Source organism: Ramlibacter sp., from assembly GCF_035655895.1.
GTDB lineage: Bacteria > Pseudomonadota > Gammaproteobacteria > Burkholderiales > Burkholderiaceae_C > Ramlibacter.
Genome location: NZ_DASRTN010000006.1, coordinates 521,076 through 544,106 on the forward strand (window position 1 = coordinate 521,076; position 23,031 = coordinate 544,106).

The following is a 23,031-nucleotide window of genomic DNA, read 5'->3' on the forward strand; positions in this document are numbered from 1 at the left end:
CCCCGACATCGTCGGGGGAATGCCGCTCAGCGGCCGTAGCTGCGGTTGGCGTTGCCGCCGCGGGCGCCGTAGCCGCCACCACCGCCCGAACCGCCGCCACGGCGGTTGCCGTTGCCGCCGCCGCGTCGGCCACCGCTGCCCATGCTGTCGATGCTGGTGCGCATCGGGTCGGGCTGGCCGCCGTTGCCGCTGGCAGGGCGGCGCACGCCGGTCATGTCACGCCGGCTGGGCAGGCTGGTGCGCAGCGGATCGACGTTGCGCGGCAGCGAATCGTTGCTGTCGTCGCGTTCGTCGTCGTAGCCACGGTCGCCCTGGGGCGCGCGGGCCTGCTGCGGCGGGCGCTGCTGCTGGGGCGGGCGTGCCTGCTGCCCGGCGCCCTGGCGCTGGCCGTTGGCACCCTGCGCGGGGCGTCCGCCGGCCGGCTTGCCGCTGCGGCCACCGCCACCGCCGTTGCCGTTGCCGTTCGCACCGCCGTTGCCGGCGGAGCGGGACTTGCCGCCGCCCGACTCGCCCTTGTTCTCGCGGATGCGCTGCATCATTTCCTGGCGCGCGGCCTTGGCGGCGGCGGCCATGACGTCGCGGCTGGGCGGCTTGCCGGCGCCGCCCCACAGGGTCTGGCGGCCCATGGCGATCGGCTCGGCGCGCTCGCCCGGCTCGGGACCGAAGCCCTCGACCGGCTGCACCGGGATCTGCTGCTTGGTGAAGCGCTCGATCTCCTGCATGAAGCCTTCCTCGTCCAGGCAGACCAGGCTGACCGCCTGGCCTTCGCGGCCGGCACGGCCCGTGCGGCCGATGCGGTGGACGTAGTCTTCGGGGACGTTGGGCACCTCGTAGTTCACCACGTGCGGCAGATCGTCGATGTCGATGCCGCGCGCCGCGATGTCGGTCGCCACCAGGGCGCGGATCTCGCCGCTCTTGAAACCGGCCAGGGCCTGGGTGCGGGCACCCTGGCTCTTGTTGCCGTGCAGCGCCATTGCCGTGATGCCGCTCTTGTTGAGGAATTCGGCGACATGGTTGGCGCCGAACTTGGTGCGGGTGAACACCAGCACCTGGCTCCAGTCGTGCTCCTGGATGATGTGCGCCAGCAGCTGCTTCTTCTTCGCGCGGCCGACCGGGTGGACGACCTGGGTGATGCGCTGCACCGTGGTGTTGCGCGGTGTCACCTGGACGCTACGCGGCTCGCGCAACAAAGCGTTAGCAAGGTCACGAATTTCATCACTGAAGGTGGCGGAGAACAGCAGGCTCTGCTTGTCCTTCGGCATCAGGGCCAGCACCTTCTTCACATCGTGGATGAAGCCCATGTCCAGCATGCGGTCGGCCTCGTCGAGCACCAGGATCTGGACCGTGGACAGATCCATGAAGCCCTGCTGCTGCAGATCGAGCAGGCGGCCCGGCGTCGCCACCAGGATGTCGACGCCCTTCTTCATGCGGTCGATCTGCGGGTTCATGCCGACCCCGCCGAAGATCACGGTCGAGGTCAGTTGCAGGTACTTGCCGTACGTGCGCACCGACTCCTCGACCTGGGCGGCCAGCTCGCGGGTCGGCGTGAGCACCAGGGCGCGAATCCCGAGGCCGCCGAACTTGCTCTTGCCGCTGCGCGACATGGTGAGCTTGTGCAGCAGGGGCAGGGTGAACGCGGCCGTCTTGCCGGTGCCCGTCTGGGCGCCCCCGAGCAGGTCGTGGCCTTCGAGCACCACGGGGATGGCCTGGGCCTGGATGGGAGTGGGGGTCTCGTAACCCTGCTCGCGCACGGCCTTGAGGATGGCCGGGGCCAGTTTCAGATCGTCAAATGTCATCAGCTGAAGGAGCGCCAACCTTGGCGCAGGGATCGGCCCGTGCGGTGCAGGACACCGCGCCAGTCCAGGCAGATCGGGTTGGGAGGGTGGGAATGCGAAGGCCCGGGAAGGACCGGCACGCCCCAGCGAATCGCTGAGCCCGAGGATCGACTGTGGTCCGCGGGAAGCCGCATTGTCGCACGCTTCGCAAAGCCGGGCGTGCCGGACATAATCAACGCGACCATGGCCAAGATGCTCAAGCTCAGACTCGGCGTCGCCGACGACCCGACGACCCTGCAGCCCACGCTCAACGACTGCCTCTCGACCATGCTGCAGCAGGCCGAGCTGCTCATGGCCGACGTCATCGGCGGCCTGGTGCGCGGCGCCACACCCGCCGGCCCGCAGAGCATCGCCGCCTTCCAGCTGACCTCGGTGAAGGTGGCCATCGCCTCCCTGGACCATGCCAGGCCGGCGGCCTGTGCGACCTATTCCGCGGAGCTGGCCCGCCTGGTCTACGAAGGCGGCGGCAAGGACCAGGTGCAGACCGAAGTGCTGCGCTACGAAGACCTGCAGCTGTTCGGCGATGCAGAGCTCGACCAGAGCATCGAGGTCGCACGCGCCCAGCAGGAGGTCTCCCTGGCCGTCGACGACGTGCTGCCCACGCTCGACGCCCTGGTCAGCACCCTGATGGGTTGGCGCACGATCCAGCCCGGCCTCAATCCGCTGCGGCCTGAGGTGTTCGTGCGGGCGTTGCAGGTCACGCTGGCCGCCCACGTGCCCGACACGCGTGCCCGCGAGACGATGATCACGCCCGCCGCGGGCCTGCTGGGTGCGCAGTTGCGCCGGCTCTACCGGGAATTGGCCGACTGGCTCCTGTCCAGCGGCATCGAGCCCGCGGTGCCGCTGGGCGGGCGGCTGCAGCAGGGCAGCGCCACCGGCGCCCCGGCTGCGGGGACGATGGCCAAGACGCTGCTCACGCTGGACCGCCTGCGCAAGCTGCTGGCGGGCGACTTCGACCCCCCGCCGGGCAAGCCGGAATTCCTGCACACCGTGCCGGCCTCGATGTCGCTCCTGCAGGAGCTCAAGCAGGTCGACGCGCTGGTCAAGCGGCTGGAGGAGCGGCCCAAGCCGGCCGCGCCGGCCGAGCCCGCCGCCGCCCACGAACCGCCGCCCGGCGCGCGCCTGGGCCGCCAGCTCGGCGGCGAGGTGCTGCGCCTGATGTTCGACACGCTGGGGCAGGACGATCGGCTGCTGCCGGCCTTCCGCAAGCAGCTGCGCGCCTTCGAGCCCGGGGTGGCGCGGCTCGCGCAGCAGGATTCGCGCTTCTTCAGCGACCGCACGCATCCGGCCCGCCTGCTGCTCGACCGCATCACGCAGCGCAGCCTGGCGTTCCAGAGCGAATCCGACGATGGCTGGCGCCGCTTCATGGGCACGGTCGAGGATGCCGTGAAGTGGGTCGCCGGCAGCAAGGTGCTGGACGCCGACACCTTCGGCGAATTGCTGGACCACCTGCAACGCACCTGGAGCGACCAGGACAGCGGCCTGCGCCAGCGGCGCGAGGAGGCGGCGCGCGCATTGCTGCATGCCGAGCAGCGCAACCTGCTCGCGCAGAAGCTGGCCCAGGATTTCGAGGCGCTCTGCCACGGGCTGGACGTCGCACCGTTCGTGCTCGATTTCCTGCGCGGCAGCTGGGCGCAGGTGGTGGCCGAGACTCAGCTGAGCTGCACCGACGGCTCCGACGATCCGTTCGGGTACCGCGCACTGGTGGACGACCTGATCTGGAGCGTGCAGAAGAGCACGGCGCAGCGTGGCCGCGCACGCCGGCTCAAGCAGATGGTGCCCGCCTTGCTGGCCCGGCTGGGCGAAGGCCTGCAGCGGATCGACTATCCGCCCGAGCTCAGCCAGCGGTTCTTCGACAGCCTGGCCACGCTGCACGAGGCTGCGCTCGAGGAGGGCAGCGAGGCCGCCGTGGCACGCGACGCCGCCGCGGCGCTCGAAGCGGAGCCGCCGCTGGAGCAGGCGGTCGAGCCCGAACCCTGGCTGGCCGAGGATGAAGCCCAGGAATCCGGCTGGATCGAGAGCCAGCTGGGCGACCTCGACGAGCTGCTGGCCGACCTGGGCGAGCCCGGCTCCGGGGCCGAGCCGCTGGGCGCCGCTGCCGAGCTGCGCACCGGCGCCTGGGCCGAGCTCATGGTGCAGGGGCAGTGGACGCGGGTGCAGCTCACATGGGCCAGCCCGCACGGCACCCTGTTCATGTTCACTGCCCTGGCGGGCACGGCGCATTCGATGTCGCGCCGCACGCTGGACCGGCTGCGCTCGCAGGGCCTGTTGCGCGTGGTCGCCGGCCGAAACGTGGTCGACGACGCCTTCGACCAGGTCGCCCAGGCGGCGCTGAAAAACAGTCTCGACCGCAAGGCCTGAGGCGCACGTGGCGGGCCGGTCGGGCCCGTTGCCGCGGCCGGGCCGCCGCCTGGACAGGCCTCGGTGCGCCGCTTGCCGGCCGGCGGCGCGACGGGGTTGCGCGGCAGGCCGATAATTGCGGGTTCCCCCGCGCCGTCGCGGGTCCTGCATCCCCCACACACAACGAGAGCCATGGCCCAGTACGTCTACACCATGAACCGCGTCAGCAAGATCGTGCCGCCGAAGCGGCAGATCCTGAAAGACATCTCGCTGTCCTTCTTCCCGGGCGCCAAGATCGGCGTGCTCGGCCTCAACGGCTCGGGCAAGTCGACGCTGCTGAAGATCATGGCCGGCATCGACAACGAGATCGAGGGCGAGGCCACGCCGATGCCGGGCCTGAAGATCGGCTATCTGCCCCAGGAGCCGCAGCTCGATCCGAACCAGACCGTGCGCGAAGCCGTCGAGGGCGGCATGGGCGAGGTCAACGCGGCCAAGCAGCGCCTCGAGGAGGTCTACGCCGCCTACGCTGAACCCGATGCCGACTTCGACAAGCTGGCCGCCGAGCAGGCCGAGCTCGAAGCCATCATCGCCGCCGCCGGGGCCGAGAGCGACAGCGACCACCAGCTGGAGATCGCGGCCGATGCGCTGCGCCTGCCGCCCTGGGACGCCACCATCCAGCACCTGTCGGGCGGCGAGAAGCGCCGCGTCGCGCTGTGCCGCCTGCTGCTGTCCAAGCCCGACATGCTGCTGCTGGACGAGCCGACCAACCACCTGGACGCCGAATCGGTCGAATGGCTCGAGCAGTTCCTGGCCCGCTTCTCCGGCACCGTGGTGGGCATCACCCACGACCGCTACTTCCTGGACAACGCCGCCGAGTGGATCCTGGAGCTGGACCGCGGCCGCGGCATCCCGTGGAAGGGCAACTACAGCACCTGGCTGGAGCAGAAGGAAGCGCGCCTGGAGGCCGAGCAGAAGGGCGAGGAAGCGCACGCCAAGGCCATGAAGCGCGAACTGGAGTGGGTCCGCAAGAACGCCAAGGGCCGCCAGTCCAAGAGCAAGGCGCGCCTGGCCCGCTTCGAGGAGCTGAGCGACGTCGAATACCAGAAGCGCAACGAGACCAACGAGATCTTCATCCCGGTGGCCGAGCGCCTGGGCCATGAGGTGATCGAGTTCGTCAACGTGAGCAAGTCGTTCGGCGACCGCCTGCTGATCGACAACCTGAGCTTCAAGGTGCCGGCCGGCGCCATCGTGGGCATCATCGGCCCCAACGGCGCGGGCAAGTCGACGCTGTTCAAGCTGATCGCGGGCAAGGAAAAGCCGGACAGCGGCGAGGTGAAGATCGGCAAGACCGTGCAGATGGCCTTTGTCGACCAGCACCGCGACGAGCTGTCCGACAACAAGACCGTGTGGGAGGACGTCTCGGGCGGCCTCGACATCATCAACATCGGCAAGTTCCAGATGGCCAGCCGGGCCTACTGCGGCCGCTTCAACTTCAACGGCAGCGACCAGCAGAAGAAGGTCGGCATGCTGTCCGGCGGCGAGCGCGGCCGGCTGCACCTGGCCAAGACGCTGCTGCAGGGCGGCAACGTGCTGCTGCTGGACGAGCCGTCGAACGACCTGGACGTCGAGACGCTGCGCGCGCTGGAAGACGCGCTGCTGGAGTTCGCGGGCAGCGTGCTGGTGATCAGCCACGACCGCTGGTTCCTGGACCGCATCGCCACCCACATCCTGGCCGCCGAGGGCGACAGCCAGTGGGTCTTCTTCGATGGCAACTACCAGGAGTACGAGGCCGACAAGAAGAAGCGCCTGGGCGAGGAGGGCGCCAAGCCCAAGCGGGTGCGTTTCAAGGCGCTGAAGTAAGCCGTTTTCACCGGCGACACGGCCGCATCGAGGCCGCGGTCGCTGCGCTATAAAGGCGGCGACAGCTCGACCGATGCCTGTGACCGCCAGCTCCCCTTCGCTCCAGTCGGTGTACCGCGCCTGCATCAAGGAGGCGGCCGCCGACGGCCGCGACCTGATGCAGCGCGCCATCCGGCGCGTCCAGGCCAGCCTGGCCGACCGCACCGCGCGCGCGCCCGACGCACCAGTGCGGCAGGCCGTGCACGAGGCCATCACCCTGCTGGGCAAGCACGAGCCCGCGTTGTGCGTCGCCTACCCCCAGATGCTGCTGACCGACTTCGCGCAGGCGATCTCCGGCCATGCGGCGCGCCAGGGCGCGGGCGCCCTCAGCTTTGCCGAGCTCGAACTGGTCGACGACGCGCAGGTCCAGGAGAGCGTTGAGGTCCTGCGCACCCAGCAGTCCGTCGCGAGCGCGGTCGAGGCCGAACTGGTGCAGCTGAGCGCGCTGGTGTGCGCGGCGCAGGGCCTGCGCACCGTCCAGAGCGATCGCAATCCGCTGCGGCCCGACACCTACGTGCGCAGCCTGCGCTCGGTGCTGCAGCAAAGCCCGGTGTCGCCCGCGATCCGGCTGCGCTGGCTGCAGTTCCTGGGCGAGGCGCTCGGTCCCGAGCTGGCCGCCACCTATGGGCGCTTGTGTGCCTTCCTGCGCGCGCAGGGGGTCAGCGAAGCCGGGTTCCAGATCGTGGCCGCGCCAGCGTCGGGCCCGCGCGGCGGCGACGGCGGCGCCGCCATGCCGGCCGAGATCAGCACGCTGCTCACGGTGCGCGCGCTGCAGCGGCTGCTCGCCGGCGAGGGGGACGGCCGCCCGACGGCCGCCGCTCCCATGCCGTCCGCTGCACCCGCGCCGGCAGACCATCCCGTGGGCTTCGCCGAAACCGTTCCCGCGGCCGTCGAGGTGCTGCAGGAGATGCGGCAGGTCGAGTCGGTGATGCAGCGGCTGCGCCGGCGCGAGTCCCTCGAGGCGGCTGCCGGCGGCGGCTCGGCCTCGCTGCGCGAGTCGCTGCGGCGCGAAGTGCACCGGCCCGGCCAGGCGCTCGCGCTGGAGGTGGTCAGCCTCATGGTCGAGAACCTCGCCGGCGACGATCGCCTGCTGCCCTCGGTGCGCACCGAGCTGCGCGCGCTCGAGCCGGCGCTGCTGCGGCTGGCGCTCAAGGACCCGCGCTTCTTCAGCGACCGGCGCCATCCGGCGCGCCGCTTCCTGGAAGAGATGACCACGCGCAGCCTCGCCTGGCAGGCCGAGGACGAGCCCGGCTACGACGGCTTCATCGGTCCGCTGCGCGAGGCCGTCGAGGCCCTGGTGCAGACCCATGTCGAAGGCGCGGAACCCTACGAATTCGCGGTGCAGACGCTGGACGACGCCTGGACGCGCGGCCAGTCACGCGAGCGCCGCCACCGCGAGAAGGCGGTCCGCGCGCTGCTCAAGGCCGAGCAGCGCAACCTGCTCGCATCGCGGCTCGGCCGCGAGATCGAAGGCCGGGCCGACCTGGCCCAGGCGCCGGCCGAGGTGTCCGCCTTCCTGCTCGGGCCCTGGGTGCAGGTCATGGCGCAGGCGCAGCTGGCCGACGCCGAAGGCCAGCACGATCCCGGTGGCTACCGCGCCGCCGTTCCCGAGCTGCTCTGGAGCGTGCTGCCACACAGCTCGATGGCGGCGGCCACGAGGCTGGGCCGCACGTTGCCGGGACTGCTGGACACCCTGCAGCGGGGCCTGAGGTCCATCGGCTACGCGCAGGTGCAGATCCGCCGGTTCCTGGACGCGCTGGCTGCCTTGCACCAGCGCGCCCTCAAGGGCCTGCCGGCGGAGCCGGTGCCGGCCGAGGGTGACCTGCGCATGCGCGGACGCGAGGAACTCGAGCGGCTCCTCGGCCCGGTGCCGCTGGAGTCCGAGAGCTGGCTGGCGCCCTCGGAGCAGCAGCAGACCGGTTTCATGGAGTCGGTGCCCGGCACCGAGCCGCCGCTGTTCGCGGCGACCGAGGCCGCCCGTGCGCCGAGCCGGCCGGCGCCGCTGCCGGCGGCCGACCCCGACCTGCCGCTGTCGCTGCAGCCTGGCAGCTGGGTCGAACTGCTGCTGGACGGCAGCTGGTCGCGCTGGCAGCTCAGCTGGATCAGCCCGCACCGCACCCTGCTGATGTTCACCGCCGCCAGCGGGAAGTCGCATTCGATGACGCCCAAGCTCGCCAGCGCGATGGCGCAATCGGGCTCGCTGCGCCTGGTGTCCGGGCAGGCGGTGGTCGACGGCGCGCTCGATGCCATCGCGGGCGCCGCGCTGCTCAACAGCGCCGAGTTCAAGCTGTAGCCCTGGGCATGCCGCCGGCGCGGGGCGGCGTCCTGCATGGCCGGGCATCGGCGCTGGCCACAATCGGCACGCATGACCGAGTTCGAACTGAAGCTGGAGATCCCGGTGGCCCGCCTCGACGAGGTGGCTGCCGAGGTCGCGTCCGAACCGGTGCAGCGCGTGCGGCTGCGTGCGCTGTACCTCGACACGCCCGACCAGGCGCTCGCCCGGCACGGCGTGGCGCTGCGTCTGCGGCTGGAGGGCGATCGCTGGGTGCAGACGGCCAAGGGGCCGGGCAGCGGGCCGGTCGAGCGTCTCGAGCACAACGTGCCGCTGCCGGATTCCGCGGCGGCCACGCCGGCCGCCGATCCCGGTCGCCACGACGGCACGCCGCTGTCGCCGCGCATCCGCGAAGCGCTGGGGTGCCCGGCAGGGGACGCGTTCCCGCCGCTCCAGGTGACGTTCGAGACCGATGTGGAGCGCACGTTGCGGGACGTCCGTGAAGGCGCCTCCGTGCTCGAACTGGCGCTGGACCAGGGCCGTCTGCTGGCAGCCGGTCGCAGCCACGTGGTGCGCGAGCTCGAAGTCGAGCTCAAGGACGGCGATCCCGCCGATGCGGTGCAGCTGGCACGGCGATGGGCCGGGCGCCACGGACTGTGGCTGAGCGCCACCAGCAAGGCCCAGCGCGGCCGCCTGCTCGCCGCGGGGCAGGTGACCGGAGCGCCGGTCGGGGCCGACCCCGTGGCCTGCGACCCGGATGCCGGAAGTGGCGAATTCGTGGCCGCGGTGCTCGCGTCCTGCCTGGCGCAGGTGATCGGCAACGCGAGCGAGATCGCGGCCGGCAGCAACGCCGACGACCATGTGCACCAGCTGCGGGTCGGGATCCGGCGGCTGCGCACCGCGCTGCGCGAGCTGCAGGCGCTGGCGCCGCTGGACGCCGGCGCGGAGCCCGCGCTCGTCGACGCGTTCCGGGCCCTCGGCGCGCACCGTGACTGGACGCACGTGACCCGCCTGGTCGCGCCGCAGCTGCTCGCCGCCGGCGGCCCGCCGCTGGAGACCGCGCCGCACGCGCCGGCCCTGGCGGAGCCGGGCGAGGTGGTGCGGGCCCCCGCGTTCCAGGACGCGCTGTTCGACCTGCTTGCGCAGCAGGTGCGGGTCGGCCGGCAGCCCGGCAAGCCGCGCAAGGCGCTGCGCCGCGCGCTGCAGCGCCTGTGGCGGCAGGTGACGCGCGAGGGCGAACGCTTCACCGAGCTGGACGAACCGCTGCAGCACCGGGTGCGCAAGCGGCTCAAGCGGCTGCGGTATCTGGCGGAATTCTCCCAGCCGCTGTTCACGACCCGCCGCGTGCAGGCCTTCGTGCGCGAGCTCAAGCCGGTGCAGGACGCCCTGGGCCTGAACAACGACGAGGCGATCGCGCTGGCGGCCTGGCGCCGGCTGGCGCAGGACGATCCGAAGGCACTGTTCGGCGCCGGCTGGCTGTCGGCGCGGCGCGCACCGCTGGCCAGGGCCGGCGGCAAGGCATTGCGCCGGCTGTCGCGCGTGAAGCCGTTCTGGCGCTAGGACGCGGCGCTGGCCAGGCGCGAGCGCACCAGGTTGATGTTGCTGCGCAGCGCGTACAGCTCGTCGGCGTATGACAGCGGCACCGTCACCCGGGCCACGCGGCGTTCGAGCGCGTCCAGCTCGCCCAGCAGCTCGGCCCGCTCCCCGGGCGCCTCGGCGCCGCGGTCCTCGATCGCGCGCAGCTGCGCGTACCAGCGGAACACGCGCGAGCGGATGCGGAACGCGTAGAGCGGCGGCACGATGCGCGACAGCGGCAGCAGCACCGCGATGATGATGCCCAGCGCCAGCCACATGCGCTCGACCAGGTTGGCCAGCCAGAACGGCAGGTAGCGCTGCAGGAACGGCGCGCCGCCCTGGATCGCGCGTTCGGCTTCGCGCGAGACCGGGTACTCGCTCTGCTCGAGGCTGGGAAAGGCGCGCGCGCGGTTGAACCAGCCGGCCGGGCCGTGCAGTGTGCGGGCCGCCTGCGCGAACAGTTGCACCAGCGCCGGGTGCGTGTCGTCCCGGGTGAGCAGCGCCGTGGTGGTGGCAACCAGCCGCACCGGCTCGGGCGGCACGTCGCCGGCCAGGTCGACGATGCCGCGCGGCAGCACCACGGGCGTGAGGAAACCGAAGCGCCGCGAGTAGGCCTCGTTCTGGGCGAAGTCCATCAGCTTCACGCCGGGGGTCTGCAGCAGCATCTGCACCATCAGCGACTCCGGCGCGGAAGCGAACACCACCGCGTCGAGTTCGCCGGCGAGGAAGGCAGTGACCGCGGGCGTCTGTTCCAGCTGCGACAGCGTCATCGAGGCAGGGTCGATCCGGTTGGCCTCGAACAGGCGCCGCATCAGGCGCGGCACGCCGCTGCCGCGCGAGCCCGCGTTCAGCCGCAGGCCTTCCAGCTGGGTGAGCGAGGTGAGGGTGCCGCCGCGCGACTTCCTGCGCGCGGCCTCCTCGCGGTAGAACAGCCAGACCGGCTCGACGAAGAGGCTGCCGAGCGACTGCAGGCCCTCCAGCACCTCGGCGCTGCCTTCGCGGCCCGAGGTGCCGCCCTGCACGAAGGCCAGATCGGCCTTGTTGTCGCGCAGCAGCCGCTCGTTGGCCGTCGAGCCACCGCTGGGCACGAGCACCACCTCGATGCCGTTGCGCGCGAGCGCCGCCTTGTAGCGCTTGCCGAATTCGTCGTAGGCGCTCTGCGCCGGGCCGGTGGCCAGCCGCACGGTGCGGGGCGGCGCCGGATCGAGCCACAAGTAGGCCAGCACCAGCAGGCCGATGGCCAGGGCCGCGACCGGCCCGGCCGAGATCAGCAGGTCGCGCACCGAGACCAGGGTGTAGCGGATCGCCTTGGGCATCTTCAGGCGGGCATCGGGGAGCTTCACGGCAGGTCGCGCAGCGCGGGCAGGTGCAGGCCGCCCACCGACAGCGTGGTGGCCGCGCGGACCGCACGGACGGTGGCGCGGGCCACGGCTTCGGCCGCAAGCACCGACAGCAGCATCATCTCGGCCGGGCGCCCGCTGGCGCCGGTGCCGAGCGCGAACAGGGTGTCGCCGTCGAGCATCGTGTGGCCGGGGTTGATGCTGCGGGCCAGTCCGTCATGGCCGACGGTGGCCAGGCGGTTGGCCTGCGCCTTGGTGAGCACGGCATCGGTGGCGATGACGCCGATGGTGGTGTTCGCCGCGGCCGCCACCCGGCGCGGCGGCTGCCCGGCCAGCAGCGCCCGCCGGGTGTCCAGCAGGGCGCGGCCATCCTCGGTGCGCGCGCCCGCTAGCACGCGGCCGGTGTCGGGGTCGATGACGTCGCCCAGGGCGTTGCAGGCCACGATGGCGCCGACGGTGAAGCCGCCGGCCCGCACCGAGGCGGTGCCGATGCCGCCCTTCATGGCGCGATCGAGGCCGAAGATCTTGCCGACCACCGCGCCGGCGCCGGCGCCCACGCAGCCTTCGGCGGGTGGTTGCGCCGAGGCGGCGGCGCAGGCGGCATGGCCAGCGTCGGCATCGGGGCGCACGCGCGTGTCGCCCAGGTACAGGTCGAAGAGCACGGCCGCCGGCACCAGCGGGACCCGCGCGGGTCCGACCTCCAGGCCGATGCCCTGCGCCTCGAGCCAGCGCATCGCGCCGCTGGCGGCGTCCAGGCCCCAGGCGCTGCCACCGCTCAGCATCACCGCGTGCACGCGCTCGACGAGGTTGGTGGGGGCGAGCAGGTCGGTCTCGCGCGTGCCCGGCGCCGCGCCACGGACGTCGACACCCGCCACCGCGCCTTGGCGGGCCAGCACCGCGGTGCAGCCGGTGGGCCGCCGGTCGTCGGTGAAGTGGCCGACCTCGATGCCGGCGACATCGGTGATGGCGCCGCCGGGCGGCGCAAGAGGGGGCGCTTGCATGCGCGGGCGATTATCCACATGCGGGTGGAACCGGCCGCCCCTCGGGGCGTCACTGCGATCGGCCCCGACGGCCGGCGCGGCGTGCCGGCGGCTCAGTTGCCGATGGCAGTGGCGACGAGACGGGCGGACAGGGGCGAACCGCCCGGCCGGAGAAGGAATCGTCTGACAGGCGGACTCCCATCCGGACGACAGGCTCTCAACGCTGGGCTTCCTACAGTCGCTGCAAGCCGGGTTCGCCGGCGACTCGTTCGAACACCAACGGAGCATCCGATGAACAGCGAAACCAGCGAATCCCCCTTCCCGACCAGCTCGACCATGGACGGTGGCGCCTCCGGCGGCACCGGTGCCGATGCAGGCCGCGTGCAGCGCATGGCGCAGGCCGCCCACCAGGCCGTCGACCGCCTGGAGCAGACCCTCGGCTCCTCCAGCGAGAAGATGATGGGCTGGCAGCAGGAGTACGGCGACATGGCGCGCGAGCAGGTGCGCACCAATCCGCTGGCCGCCGTCGGCGTGGCCTTCGCGGTCGGCATCGTGTTCTCCAAGCTCTTCATGCGCTGAGCTGCAGCGACAGGCCGGGATCCCCGGCCCGTAGAAGAAAAGGCCGGGTCTCCCGGCCTTTCTTGCGACTGTGCGCCCGCAGGCGCGTCCTTCAGTCGACCTTGATCTTGCCTTCGCGCACGTAGCGGTCGTATTCGTCGCGCGGAATGGCGGCCGAGCCGGGATCGCGGCCTTCGATCCACGACACCGTCACGCTGTCATCGGCGATCTCGATGTCAACGGGGCCGTCGGGGATGGGCATCATCATGCCGTCGCCGACGCGAAAGCTCACTTCTCCGCGAATGAGCGCTTGCTGGGACATGGCGTACTCCTTTCGTCTGTCCGTGAGTCCCCATTTCAGCGGGGACGCTGATCCATGGATGTCAGCGAACGCCTCGTCCACGTGACGCGTTTGTCACGTGCGGTGCCAGGGACGGGACGGGGGAAGGCGCAGGCTGGCATGGACGGCATCGACGCCGCGTTGCGCACCAGCCGGCGTGGGCACAGGAGCGTGTCGCGCCGCGGGCGCGCGTGCGGATGCCGCGCGGTGCGGCTGCGCGTGGGATGGGAGCGGCGCGCTTTCAGCAGACGTTCGCAGCGGACGGGGCGCGGCGCCGGACCGCCGCAGCGCGCGCCACCAGGCTGGCGCTCAGCCCGCCGACGTCTGGCGCCGCTGCGGCATTGCAGATGCTGGCGCTCTCACTCGTTCCTGCGCCTGCGCCTGCGCTTTCGCCAGCGTCTGCCGGATGCTCTCGGCCAGGTCGGTGCGGCGGTAAGGCTTGCCCAGGGTCACCATCTGCGCGGTGCGCTGCCCGTAGGTCAGCAGTTCGTCCATGTAGCCGGTCGTCAGCAGCACCGGCAGCTCCGGATGGAGCCGGCGCGCGCGCTCGGCCAGCTGCACGCCGTTCATGCCGCCGGGCATCAGGACGTCCGTGAACAGCAGGTCGGGCACGGGCTGCTCCTGGAGGATCTGCAGCGCCTGCTCGCCGCTCGCTGCGGCGAGCACCCGCCAGCCCAGGGATTGCAGGTAGATCTCGGCGACCTCGCGGATGTCGTCGCTGTCCTCGACGAGCAGCACGGTCCGCGTTCCGGTCTGCTCCGCAGGCGCCGGCGCGGCGTCGCCCTGGACCGCCCGCTCCGATGCCACCGGGAACAGCATCCGGACCGTGGTGCCCCGGCCGGGCTCGCTCTCGATCTCCAGCCGGCCATGCGACTGCTGCACGAAGCCGTGCACCATCGCCAGGCCGAGGCCGGTGCCGGGGCCCTTGGTGGTGAAGAAGGGTTCGGTCGCGCGGCGCCGGACGTCCGGCGTCATGCCTTCGCCCTCGTCGGTCACGCAGAGCGCGACGTACTGTCCGGGCGCCGCCTGCTCCCCGGCACGGCCGGACTCCTGCACCAGCGAGGTCCCGACCGTGACGCGGCCGCCGCCCGGCATCGCATCGCGTGCGTTGATCAGCACGTTCAGCAGGGCCATCTCCATGTGCACGGGGTCCAGCGTGCAGACGGGCAGTGCCGGCCGCAGGTCCAGCCGCAGGTCGACCTGTTCGCCGAGCGTGCGCATCAGCATGTCGCTGAACTCCACCACGAGCGTGTTCAGGTTCACCCGGCGCGGCTCCAGCCGCTGCTTGCGCGCGAACGTGAGCAGCTGCTGGGTGAGGCGGCCGCCCTTGGCCGCCGCCTGCGTCGCCCGCTCGATGGCGGTGCGCAGCGTGGCGTTGTCGCCGGCGTGCATGAGCGCCAGCTCCAGGTTGCCCGAGATGACCTGCAGGAGGTTGTTGAAGTCGTGGGCCAGGCCCGCGGTGAGCTGGCCGATCGCTTCCATCTTCTGGGCCTGGCGGAACGTCTGCTCGGCCGCCCGGCGGTGCGTGATGTCCAGCTGGGAGGAGAACCAGTACAGCAGGCGCCCTTCGGCGTCGAAGATCGGCCCGGCGAACAGCGCGTTCCAGAAGTGGGAGCCGTCCGCCTTGTAGTTGAGGATGTCCACGGCCACCGCGCGCCGCTCACGAACGGCCTCCCGCACCTCCGCCACCGTGGCCGGATCGGTCAGCTCGCCCTGCAGGAAGCGGCAGTTGCGCCCCAGCACCTGCTCCCGCGAGTACCCGGTCAGGTCCAGGAAGGCGCGGTTGATGAAGACCACGGGGTTGTCGGGCTGGTTCGGATCGGTGACGACCATCGGCATGCGCGTCATCTCGACGGCAGCGAAGAAGACGTTGTCGCGGTCCTCGATGCCGGGCCGCGTGATGTAGCTGGCCTGCCAGTGGCGCAGGCCCGGGTTGCCCAGGGGGTTGTAGCTGCTGCCCTCGAGTTCGCCCGCGGCCGGGACCCCGCCGCTCTGGCCGCCGCCTTCGGTGTCGAGTTGCTGCTGCTGTCGGGGATCGGTCGGGTCGCGGCCGACGGTCATGGGCGCTCCTGCAAAGCTGGCCGGCATCGCGCCAGGCCAGGGCACCACCCTAGGGCCGCGCGCCGCGGCGGTCTGTCGGAGAGGTCCCCAAGCCCTCGTCGTGCGCAGGCCCCGCGGTCAGCGCGCCGAGGCCGGACGGGCCTGCGCCGGGTTCTCGTCCATGGAGCCGTTGCCGTCTTTGACACCCTTGCGACCCAGCACCTGCCAGGTGGTGCGCTGGTCCACCAGCCTGGCCAGGAACTCCAGTTCCTCGTCGGTGTGGTTGATGGCCTGGGCCGGCGTGAGCAGGCGTCCGGCCTTCGGTTCGGCCTCGCCCCAGAAGGACTGGTGGTAGTCGGCACGAGACACGGCCCGGTCGCGGCCGGCCTGGAGCTCCACGGTGCCGTAGCAGTTGCAGAAGTAGCTGCGGCTGGCCTGGGCGGGGAACACCTCGGTGTACACGCCGGTGCCGCGGATGCCGGCGGTGAGCGTCGGCGTGACGATGGTGCGGTGCGGGCCGCGGCCCCACACGCTGGCGACCGCGCCGGTCAGCAGGCGCAGCACGCCCACCGAATGGAGCGTCGCGCCGCGCTCGACGACGAGCCGCGAGTTCTGCCGCACCTGGAAGGCCGTCGTGCCGATCACGAAGACCAGGTTCGAGCCGGGCCCGGTCTCGACCGCGTCGCCGGTCTGGATGGCGGTGGCCGGCGTGGCACGCCGGCCGTTCACCTGCGCATCGCCGACCAGCTCGACGACATTGCTGCGCTGCTGGGCCCACGCCGCGGCGAAGCCGCCCAGGGTCGTCCAGGCGGCAGCGGCCCGCAGCATGCCGCGGCGGCGGAACCAGAGGAGCTCGGCGTCGTCGCGGCCTTGCAGGGTGTGGCGGGTCATGGTGCGGGGTCTGCGGCGGTGGAGGGGGCCGCGTCGGCGGCAAAGCTGTCGCGGAAGGTGAACCAAATGGACGTCGAGAACATCGCGGCCATCAGCAGCGCGGCCGGGACCATCACGGTGCGGGCCAGCCCGGCGCCGCCGGCCAGGCCGCCGACCAGGCCGAGCACCGTGCCGACCGCGATGAACACGCCCATCCAGCCCAGTCCGTAGACGAGCAGGGCTCCCAGGTTGCGCCAGCAGGCGACCACGCTGAAGAACAGGCTCTTGGCCGGCGGGACGCCGTGCCAGTGCACCAGCGCCGGCGCGTGCCAGAACATGATGAACAGCGGCAGGTGCAGCAGCAGCGTGACGAAGGTCGAGGCATCGCTGCGCTGCGCGCCGGAGGGCGTGCCGCCACCGAGCAGCCCGCCCAGCGTGGTGGCCGCCAGCGAGCCGACCGTGTAGATCGCGCCCAGCACCAGCATTGCGCGGGCGCGCTGGCGGCCGGCCCGGAATGCACTGACCAGCACCGTGGGCAGCGGGAAGCGCCCGCCGGCCGCCTCGGCCGTCGCGGCCATGAGGCCCAGCGTGGCCGCCGGCACCAGCAGCCCGCCGATCAGCGGGCCGAGCACGGGAATCTGCGAGATCACGATCACCACTGCCATGTACATGAAGAACAGTCCCGCCAGGGCGAGCGGCTGCCGCACGAAGGTCTGGATGCCCAGCCGGACCCACAGGAGCCCGGTGCGCGGCGGCACGACGTTGAGTTTCATGGCGGAGTACGGTCGGACGGGCGTCGCGGATTCGCGGGGCCGATGGCGCCGGCGAGGCGATCGTGAAGGAGTTGGCGGATGGGCTGGCTTGGCGGCTCAGACGGTCACTGGCTGGCGCACCCGCTGCAGCAGGACACGCTCGAAATGCGCGGGATCGTGGGGCTTGAGCAGGGCGGCCTCGCGCGGCAGGTGGAAGTCCCACAGGCGTGAGATCCAGAAGCGCAGCGCGCCCGCCCGCAGCATCGCCGGCAGCAGCCGGCGCTCGGCTGCGGCGAACGGCCGCACGCGCGCGTACGCCTGCAGGAACGCCTGGCCGCGCACCGGGTCGTGGACGCCGCTGGCCAGGTCGATGCACCAGTCGTTCAGGCACACGGCCACGTCGAACAGCCAGGTGTCGACCCCCGCGAAGTAGAAGTCGAAGAAGCCGGTGAGGGCGCCGTCGTCGAACATCACGTTGTCGCGGAACAGGTCGGCGTGCACCGGCCCGCGCGGCAGGCCGGCGTAGGCCGACGACGCGGCGACGTGGTTCTGGAAGGCGAGCTCGCTGCGCAGCAACGCGGCCTGCGGCGGATCCAGGAACGGCAGCACGACCGGCACCGTCTCGTTCCACCACGCCAGCCCGCGCAGGTTCGGCTGGCTGCGGCCGAAGTCGCGGCCGGCCAGGTGCATGCGCGCAAGCATCTCGCCGACGCTGGCGCAATGGGCGGCGGTGGGGGCCAGCTCGCTGCGGCCCGGGAGGCGGTTGACCACCGCGGCGGGCTTGCCGCAGACCGTGTGCAGGATGTCGCCGTCGCGGTCGGCCGCCGGATCGGGCACCGGGATGCCGCGCTGGGCCAGGTGCTTCATCAGGTGCAGGTAGAACGGCAGCTGCTCGAACGTGAGCCGTTCGAAGACCGTCAGCACCCACTCCTGCCGGCCGCACAGGTCCTCGGTGGTGGCGAAGTAGTTGGTGTTCTCGATGCCGCCCTGGATGCCGCGCAGCTCGCGCAGCTCGCCCAGGCCCAGCCCGCGCAGCAGGCCGCGCGCCTCGTCCTCCGGGACCTCGGTGAAGACTGCCATCGGCTGGGGGTCAGAAGCGCAGCAGGTTCCAGGAGCGCTGGCCACCCGCGGCCGACAGGCCGTTGCGGTCGTCCCCGGGGCGGCTGCGGGAGAGGTTGGCGGGCGCCACCTCGTAGGCGGGGACGTTGGCCTTCGGCTGGACCGTGATGCTCTCGGTCTGGCCGCCGTAGCGGACCTCGTCGATGCGGTTGGCGCCGTCCTCGTGGTGGATGCGCTCCACCTTCTGGTTGCGCCGTCCCTGCGCGGCATCGTCGCCGGCCGGTTGGCCGTGGGCCAGCGTCGCGGCGCAGGCGAGGAGCAGGGCGAGCGGGGCACGGGAGGACATGCCCGGATTGTAGGCGCGGCCGCCCGGCCTGCCCGCCCGACGCGTGCATTCGCGGGTGACACAATTCCGGGAATGAGCGAGCCTGCCTCCGACACCCCCGACCACCCCAAGACCCTGCTGCTGGTCGACGGCTCCAGCTACCTGTACCGGGCCTTCCACGCGATGCCGGACCTGCGTGCGGTGCCCGGCGATCCCGCCAGTCCCGCCGTCGGCGCGATCCGCGGAATGATCAACATGCTGCAGAAGCTGCGCAAGGACGTGCTCGCCGACTACGCCGCATGCGTGTTCGATGCGCCCGGCAAGACCTTCCGCGACGACCTGTACCCCGACTACAAGGCCAACCGGTCGGCCATGCCCGACGACCTGCGGTCCCAGATCGAACCGATCCACGAAGTGGTGCGGCTGCTGGGATGGAAGGTGCTGCACGTGCCCGGCGTCGAGGCCGACGACGTGATCGGCACCCTGTCCTGCATGGCCACCGAACAGGGCCTGCACACCGTGATCTCCTCCGGCGACAAGGACCTGTCGCAGCTGGTGAACGAACACGTCGTCGTGATCGACACCATGAACGAGCGACGCCGCGACCTGGCCGGCGTCGAGGCCGAGTTCGGCGTGCCCCCCAGACTGATGGTGGACTACCAGACCCTGGTGGGCGATTCGGTGGACAACGTGCCCGGGGTGGACAAGGTCGGCCCCAAGACGGCCGTCAAGCTGCTGCAGGAGTACGGATCGCTCGACGCGCTCCTGGCACGCGCGCACGAGGTCAAGGGTGCGGTCGGCGAGAACCTGCGCCGGGCGCTGGAGTGGATTCCCAAGGGGCGCGAACTGCTCACCATCCGCAAGGACTGCGACCTGAAGGACCACATCCCCGGCCTGCCGTCACTGGACGACATCGTGGTCGGCGGCCAGGACATCGAGAAGCTCAAGGCGTTCTACGAGCGCTACGGCTTCAAGGGCCTGATCAAGCAGCTCGAACTGCACGACGTGCCACCCGAGCTGCTCGAGGAGCACCGCAGCCACCGGAAGGTGGGGCCCGGCGCCGCCGGCGCGGGACTGTTCGAGGAGCCCGACCTGTCCGGCCTCTCGCGCGCCACCAACCTCCAGTACGAGACCGTGCTGGCCTGGGACCGCTTCGATGCGCTGCTGGCACGGCTGGAGGCGGCGCCCCTGGTGGCGCTCGACACCGAGACCAGTTCGCTGGACGAGATGCTGGCCGAGATCGTCGGGCTGTCGTTCTCGGTCGAGCCGGGCGTGGCCGCGTACATCCCGCTGGCCCACAGCTACGCCGGTGCGCCGGACCAGCTGCCGCGCGAGGAGGTGCTGGCGCGCCTGAAGCCCTGGCTCGAAAACCCCGAGCGGCCCAAGCTCGGCCAGCACGTGAAGTACGACCGCCACGTCTTCGCCAACCACGGCATCGAGGTGCGCGGCTACGCGCACGACACCATGCTGCAAAGCTATGTGCTCGAGGTGCACAAGCCGCACGGACTGGCCAGCCTGGCCGAGCGCCACCTGGGACGCAGCGGCATCGACTTCGAGACCATCGCCGGCAAGGGCGCGCACCAGATCCCGTTCCAGCAGGTCGCCATCGACAAGGCCGCGGAGTACTCCTGCGAGGATTCGGACCAGACGCTGGACGTCCACCTGACGTTGTGGCCCAAGCTGGAGCGCGACCCCAAGCTGCGCTTCATCTACGACCTGGAGATGCGCAGCAGCGAGACGCTGTACCGCATCGAGCGCAACGGCGTGCTGATCGACGCCGCCACCCTGGCCAGGCAGAGCCACGAGCTGGGCCAGCGCATCATGCAGCTGGAGAAGGAGGCGCACGAACTCGCCGGCCAGCCGTTCAACCTGGGTAGCCCCAAGCAGATCGGCGAGATCTTCTTCGGCAAGCTGGGCCTGCCGGTGGTGAAGAAGACCGCCAGCGGCGCGCCCAGCACGGACGAGGAGGTGCTGGAGAAGCTGGCGGAGGACTACCCGCTGCCGGCCAAGATCCTGGAGCACCGCGGCCTGTCCAAGCTCAAGGGCACCTACACCGACAAGCTCGCGCAGATGGCGCACCCGCGCACCGGGCGCGTGCACACCCATTACGCGCAGGCGGTGGCGGTGACCGGGCGGCTCTCCAGCAACGAGCCGAACCTGCAGAACATCCCGATCAAGACCACCGAGGGCCGCCGGGTGCGCGAGGCGTTCGTCGCGCCGCCGGGCCATCTGATCGCCAGTGCCGACTACAGCCAGATCGAGCTGCGCATCATGGCCCACCTGTCCGAGGACCCGGCGCTGCTGCGGGCCTTCACCGAGGGCCTGGACGTGCACCGGGCGACCGCCAGCGAGGTGTTCGGCGTGGCGCCGCAGGACGTCTCGAGCGAGCAGCGCCGCTATGCCAAGGTGATCAACTTCGGCCTGATCTACGGCATGAGCAGCTTCGGGCTGGCCCGCAACCTGGGCATCGAGACCAAGGCCGCCGCGGCCTACATCGACCGCTACTTCCAGCGCTACCCGGGGGTCAAGCAGTACATGGACGAGACCCGGCTGTCGGCCAAGAGCCGCGGCTACGTCGAAACCGTGTTCGGCCGCCGCCTGTATCTGCCCGAGATCAACTCGCCGAACGGGCCGCGCCGCGGCGGCGCCGAGCGCGCCGCCATCAACGCCCCCATGCAGGGCACGGCGGCCGACCTGATCAAGCTGTCGATGGTGAAGGTGCAGGAGGTGCTCGATCGCGAGAACCGCGGCACCAGGATGATCATGCAGGTGCACGACGAACTGGTGTTCGAGGTGCCGCAGGCCGAGGCGGAGTGGGTGCGCACCGAGATCCCGAAGCTGATGGCCGGCGTCGCCGAGCTGCGCGTTCCCCTGCTGGCCGAGATCGGCATGGGCGAGAACTGGGACAAGGCGCACTGAGGCTGCCGGTCGCCCGCGCGGTTGCCTGGCGCGCCAACGGCGCACGCGTTGGCAGCGGCCGCGGTCCGGCCCCTGGTGGCCGGCGCCTGCCGCCACCATAATCGGCCGGTCATGGCCACCCGCAAACCCACCTCCTTCGACGCCCGGTTCCCGGCCGAGCGCGCCACCGCCCCGGATGCGCTGGAGGAGACGAGCGAGTCCGCCTGGCAGCGGTTCCTGGCTCTGCAGGAAGCGCCCGGCGCCGACTTCGAGCGCACCCAGGCGCAGTCCGGCCGTCTCGCGTTCGACCCGACCCGCCCGATGGAGCCGCAGGCGGACCGCGACGCCGCGTCAGGCACCGGGCCTGTGACACTGGACGATGTGATGGTGCTGGCCCGCCGCAACAACCGCGCCTGCCCCGTGCCCGCCCAGTGGGCGGCGTTCCACCGGCTGCTGCCGACGCAGGCGCTGCAGGGCCGGGTGCTGGTCGCGCCGCCGCCGCTGCAGAACGCCGAGTGGCCCGCCACCTCGCCGATCAGCAAGCGCCTGCGGCTGCGGGACCAGATCGAGTGGGCTGCGCGCACCGGCGCGCTGCAGGTCGCCCACGATTTCCTCGCGGCGCTGCCCGAGGACCAGTGGCACCACCTGGGGCAGTGACGCCCCGGGGCGATCTCAGGACTGCTCGGACCAGAGCACGCCGCCGGTGGCCCAGTCGTGCCGCTTGATGTCGAACAGCAGGATGTCGACCGACTCGGGCTTGCTGCCCAGCGTGTCGACCACGGCCTGGGTGAGGGCCTTGACCAGTTCCTTCTTCTGTTCGGGCGTGCGGCCCTCCATCAGTTCGACGCGCAGCGTGGGCATGGGATCTCCTGGGAATGATGCGAAGCCGGGGATTATCGGAGCGCGCCCGGCACTGCGGCCACGGCCCGGCTATCCTCGCGCCGCGTCCGCATCCTTCCACCAGGAGAATCCCCCCCGATGCTTTCCGATGACCTGAAGAACGATTTCGATGCCCTGCTGCCTGCCGGTGCGACCGGCGAGGCGGGACCGAGCCGCCGCACGGCGCTGAAGGTCCTGGGCGTCGGCTACGCCGCCGCGGCCGGCACCGCGATGGCCCAGACGGCGATCAAGACCGGCGCCGAGGGCCTCACCGCCGGGCCGGTGGAGTACGAGGTGAACGGCTTCAAGGTGCCGGCCTACCGGGCCGCCCCCGCCGGCCGCACCGGCCTGCCGGTCGTGCTCGTGGTGCAGGAGATCTTCGGCGTCCACGAGTACATCGCCGACACCGCGCGCCGCTTCGCCAAGGCCGGCTACCTGGCGATCGCGCCGGACCTGTACGCGCGCCAGGGCGACGCCTCCAAGTACACCGACATCGCCCGGCTGCAGGCGGAACTGGTCTCCAAGGTGCCCGATGCGCAGGTCCTGGCCGACCTGGACGGCGCCCTGAAGTGGGCGGGTGCCCACGGCGGCGACGTCTCGCGCGCCGGCGTCACCGGGTTCTGCTGGGGCGGCCGCATCACCTGGCTGTACGCCGCGCAGGGGCCGGTGAAGGCTGGCGTCGCCTGGTATGGCCGGCTGGTGGGCAACAGCACGGAGCTCACCCCGAAGCACCCGGTCGACGTGGCGGCGGGCCTGCGCGCGCCGGTGCTGGGGCTGTATGGCGGCGCCGACACCGGCATCCCGCAGGACACGGTTGATAAGATGAAGGCTGCCCTGGCCGGTGGCTCGCCCGCGGCCAGGGCCTCGCAGTTCGTGGTCTACCCCGACGCCCCGCACGCCTTCCACGCGGACTACCGTCCGAGCTTCCGCCAGGGGCCGGCCGAGGACGGCTGGAACCGCGCGCTGGCCTGGTTCAAGGCCAACGGCGTCGCCTGACGCACGGCCGCGGCGTCGTCGCCGCGGCGAGCGGCGACAGGTTCTTTCAGCGGAAGCCGCCCTCGCAGGGCGG

General features: G+C 71.6%; 18 protein-coding genes. 8 read left to right on the forward strand and 10 right to left on the reverse strand.

Annotated features, from left to right (window positions below; genetic code table 11):
• Positions 1 to 26 precede the first annotated feature (26 nt).
• Positions 27 to 1,796 carry a DEAD/DEAH box helicase gene (locus VFE82_RS05620; protein WP_324999263.1) on the reverse strand — a complete coding sequence of 590 codons (1,770 nt, stop codon included), beginning with the start codon at positions 1,794 to 1,796 and terminating at the stop codon, positions 27 to 29.
• Positions 1,797 to 2,018: 222 nt separating this feature from the next.
• Here VFE82_RS05620 and VFE82_RS05625 point away from each other — a divergent pair, with 222 nt between their 5' ends.
• The 4 genes from VFE82_RS05625 to VFE82_RS05640 all read left to right on the forward strand — a co-directional run bounded on the left by VFE82_RS05625 (position 2,019) and on the right by VFE82_RS05640 (position 9,906).
• Positions 2,019 to 4,196 carry a DUF1631 family protein gene (locus tag VFE82_RS05625; RefSeq protein WP_324999264.1) on the forward strand — a complete coding sequence of 726 codons (2,178 nt, stop codon included), beginning with the start codon at positions 2,019 to 2,021 and terminating at the stop codon, positions 4,194 to 4,196.
• A 171-nt stretch (positions 4,197 to 4,367) separates the two neighbouring features.
• Positions 4,368 to 6,035 carry an energy-dependent translational throttle protein EttA gene (gene ettA, locus VFE82_RS05630; protein ID WP_324999265.1) on the forward strand — a complete coding sequence of 556 codons (1,668 nt, stop codon included), beginning with the start codon at positions 4,368 to 4,370 and terminating at the stop codon, positions 6,033 to 6,035.
• A 73-nt stretch (positions 6,036 to 6,108) separates the two neighbouring features.
• A complete protein-coding gene (locus tag VFE82_RS05635; protein WP_324999266.1) occupies positions 6,109 to 8,367 on the forward strand; it encodes a DUF1631 family protein in 2,259 nt (752 codons plus the stop codon).
• A gap of 72 nt (positions 8,368 to 8,439) precedes the next feature.
• Positions 8,440 to 9,906: a CHAD domain-containing protein gene (locus VFE82_RS05640; protein ID WP_324999267.1), complete on the forward strand. Its 1,467-nt coding sequence runs from the start codon at positions 8,440 to 8,442 to the stop codon at positions 9,904 to 9,906.
• Here the strand turns inward: VFE82_RS05640 and VFE82_RS05645 are convergent.
• Positions 9,903 to 11,237, reverse strand: a complete 1,335-nt coding sequence (locus VFE82_RS05645) for a TAXI family TRAP transporter solute-binding subunit (protein WP_324999916.1) — start codon at positions 11,235 to 11,237, stop codon at positions 9,903 to 9,905. The two genes, VFE82_RS05640 and VFE82_RS05645, sit on opposite strands and share 4 nt — an antisense overlap.
• 23 nt (positions 11,238 to 11,260) lie before the next feature.
• Positions 11,261 to 12,262 (reverse strand): P1 family peptidase, encoded by a 1,002-nt coding sequence (locus VFE82_RS05650; RefSeq protein WP_324999268.1) that lies wholly within the window; start codon positions 12,260 to 12,262, stop codon positions 11,261 to 11,263.
• Between the two features lie 270 nt (positions 12,263 to 12,532).
• On the opposite strand from VFE82_RS05650, the gene VFE82_RS05655 reads away from it, so the two are divergent.
• Entirely contained in the window at positions 12,533 to 12,820 is a 288-nt protein-coding gene (locus tag VFE82_RS05655; protein WP_324999269.1) for a hypothetical protein, read from the forward strand.
• 91 nt (positions 12,821 to 12,911) lie between these two features.
• Here VFE82_RS05655 and VFE82_RS05660 read toward each other — a convergent pair whose 3' ends face one another.
• The 6 genes from VFE82_RS05660 to VFE82_RS05685 all read right to left on the reverse strand — a co-directional run bounded on the left by VFE82_RS05660 (position 12,912) and on the right by VFE82_RS05685 (position 18,206).
• Entirely contained in the window at positions 12,912 to 13,121 is a 210-nt protein-coding gene (locus tag VFE82_RS05660) for a hypothetical protein (RefSeq protein WP_324999270.1), read from the reverse strand.
• A 327-nt stretch (positions 13,122 to 13,448) separates the two neighbouring features.
• A complete protein-coding gene (locus tag VFE82_RS05665; protein ID WP_324999271.1) occupies positions 13,449 to 15,200 on the reverse strand; it encodes a histidine kinase famiy protein in 1,752 nt (583 codons plus the stop codon).
• 117 nt (positions 15,201 to 15,317) lie between these two features.
• On the reverse strand, positions 15,318 to 16,070 hold the full coding sequence (locus tag VFE82_RS05670; RefSeq protein ID WP_324999272.1) for an iron dicitrate transport regulator FecR: 753 nt from the start codon (positions 16,068 to 16,070) through the stop codon (positions 15,318 to 15,320).
• Positions 16,067 to 16,822: a BPSS1780 family membrane protein gene (locus tag VFE82_RS05675; RefSeq protein WP_324999273.1), complete on the reverse strand. Its 756-nt coding sequence runs from the start codon at positions 16,820 to 16,822 to the stop codon at positions 16,067 to 16,069. Before VFE82_RS05675 ends, VFE82_RS05670 begins: the two co-directional genes overlap by 4 nt.
• Positions 16,823 to 16,918: 96 nt before the next feature.
• On the reverse strand, positions 16,919 to 17,881 hold the full coding sequence (locus VFE82_RS05680; protein WP_324999274.1) for a homoserine kinase: 963 nt from the start codon (positions 17,879 to 17,881) through the stop codon (positions 16,919 to 16,921).
• Positions 17,882 to 17,891: 10 nt separating this feature from the next.
• The gene (locus VFE82_RS05685) at positions 17,892 to 18,206 is read right to left on the reverse strand and encodes a hypothetical protein (RefSeq protein ID WP_324999275.1); all 315 of its coding nucleotides are present in this window, start codon (positions 18,204 to 18,206) and stop codon (positions 17,892 to 17,894) included.
• 72 nt (positions 18,207 to 18,278) lie between these two features.
• On the opposite strand from VFE82_RS05685, the gene polA reads away from it, so the two are divergent.
• Both polA and VFE82_RS05695 read left to right on the forward strand, forming a co-directional pair.
• A complete protein-coding gene (polA, locus tag VFE82_RS05690) occupies positions 18,279 to 21,104 on the forward strand; it encodes a DNA polymerase I (protein ID WP_324999276.1) in 2,826 nt (941 codons plus the stop codon).
• 111 nt (positions 21,105 to 21,215) lie between these two features.
• On the forward strand, positions 21,216 to 21,740 hold the full coding sequence (locus VFE82_RS05695; RefSeq protein ID WP_324999277.1) for a hypothetical protein: 525 nt from the start codon (positions 21,216 to 21,218) through the stop codon (positions 21,738 to 21,740).
• A 15-nt stretch (positions 21,741 to 21,755) separates the two neighbouring features.
• On the opposite strand, the gene VFE82_RS05700 is transcribed toward VFE82_RS05695, so the two are convergent.
• The gene (locus tag VFE82_RS05700; RefSeq protein ID WP_324999278.1) at positions 21,756 to 21,944 is read right to left on the reverse strand and encodes a 4-oxalocrotonate tautomerase; all 189 of its coding nucleotides are present in this window, start codon (positions 21,942 to 21,944) and stop codon (positions 21,756 to 21,758) included.
• Positions 21,945 to 22,061: 117 nt separating this feature from the next.
• On the opposite strand from VFE82_RS05700, the gene VFE82_RS05705 reads away from it, so the two are divergent.
• Positions 22,062 to 22,958, forward strand: a complete 897-nt coding sequence (locus VFE82_RS05705; protein WP_324999279.1) for a dienelactone hydrolase family protein — start codon at positions 22,062 to 22,064, stop codon at positions 22,956 to 22,958.
• Positions 22,959 to 23,031: the final 73 nt, after the last annotated feature.